The sequence below is a fragment of the Pseudaquabacterium inlustre genome (genome assembly GCF_038066595.1).
Lineage (GTDB): Bacteria > Pseudomonadota > Gammaproteobacteria > Burkholderiales > Burkholderiaceae_C > Pseudaquabacterium > Pseudaquabacterium inlustre.
Map to the genome: position 1 here is coordinate 1 of NZ_JBBUTH010000018.1, position 1,294 is coordinate 1,294.

The following is a 1,294-nucleotide window of genomic DNA, read 5'->3' on the forward strand; positions in this document are numbered from 1 at the left end:
TGTTCAGACCGATGACATAGGTAACACCTGTGCCAGGACATGGGTAACGCTTTCGAGGCTGAAGCCAACGGAAGAGCCCATGGTCTGGACGGAGAGAAATACCGTGTCCCTGCGCGAGGAATTTGTGCACCTGGCCTGCCAGGCCGGAGCCAACCGGCGAGCGTTGTGCCGGCGCTTCGGCATCAGCCCGAAGACCGGCTACAAATGGTTGGCCCGTGCCCTTGAGTCGCCTGGCGATGACGGGCAGTCGGTTTTGCGCGACCGCAGCCGCCGGCCGAACGCCAGCCCCGCGCGCAGCACGGCGGCGGTCGAGCAGGCCGTCGTCGACGTGCGTCGCGAGCATCCGGCCTGGGGTGGACGCAAGATCGCGCGGCGGCTGCTCGACCTGGGCCACGCAGCGCTGGCGCCCAGCACCGTCACGCACATCCTGCACCGCCACGGCCTGATCACCCCCGACGCCAGCCAGGCTGCGGCCCCCTGGCAGCGCTTCGAGCACGACGCACCCAACGGCTTGTGGCAGATCGACTTCAAGGGCCGCTTTGCCACTCTGGCTGGCCCCTGCCATGCGCTGACGCTGCTGGACGACCACTCCCGCTTCAACCTGCTGCTGCGCGCGCAGCCGCGCACCGATACCGCCCAGGTGCAGCCCCAACTCGTCGAGGTGTTCCAGCGCTACGGCCTGCCTGCGCGCATCAATGCCGACAACGGCTCGCCCTGGGGCAGTCCCAGCGCCGGCGGGCGCAGCCTGAGCGAGTTGGCCGTCTGGCTCATCCGCCTGGGCGTGCGTGTGAGCTTCAGCGCCCCGTACCACCCGCAGACCAACGGCAAGCTCGAACGCTTTCATCGCACGCTGGACGTCGAAGTGATCGCGGGCAGGCACTTTCCCGATCTGGCAGCAACACAGCGCGCCTTCGACGCATGGCGCACCATCTACAACTGCCAGCGACCGCACGAGGCGCTGGCGCTGCAGGTGCCGATCCAGCGCTACCAGGCCAGCCCCATCGCCTACCCGCAGCGACTGCCGGCCATCGAGTACCCGCGCACGGACACGGTGATCACAGTGGGCTGGAACGGCTTCATCCACTTCCACGGACGCAAGCTGCGCACCTCCACCGCCTTGCACCGCCTGCCCATCGGCATTCGGGCCAATCCAGAGCTCGATGGCGTGCATCACGTGTACTTCTGCCACCAGAAATTCATGACCATCGACCTGCGCGCCGACAAGCCCGACACTTGAGCCCAAGGTGTTACCCATGTCCTGGCACACCCGTTACCCATGTGTCCGGTCTGAACA

At 66.9% G+C, this 1,294-nt stretch carries 1 protein-coding gene; it reads left to right on the forward strand.

The genetic code is table 11. The annotated features are described in order from the left end of the window. Positions 1-79: 79 nt before the first annotated feature. On the forward strand, positions 80-1,237 hold the full coding sequence (locus AACH10_RS25320) for an IS481 family transposase (protein ID WP_341413342.1): 1,158 nt from the start codon (positions 80-82) through the stop codon (positions 1,235-1,237). Positions 1,238-1,294: the final 57 nt, after the last annotated feature.

Bases quoted from the DNA above. Each gene is read 5' to 3' on its own strand.
- AACH10_RS25320 (WP_341413342.1), top strand. From the start codon at position 80: ATGGTCTGGACGGAGAGAAATACCGTGTCCCTGCGCGAGGAATTTGTG.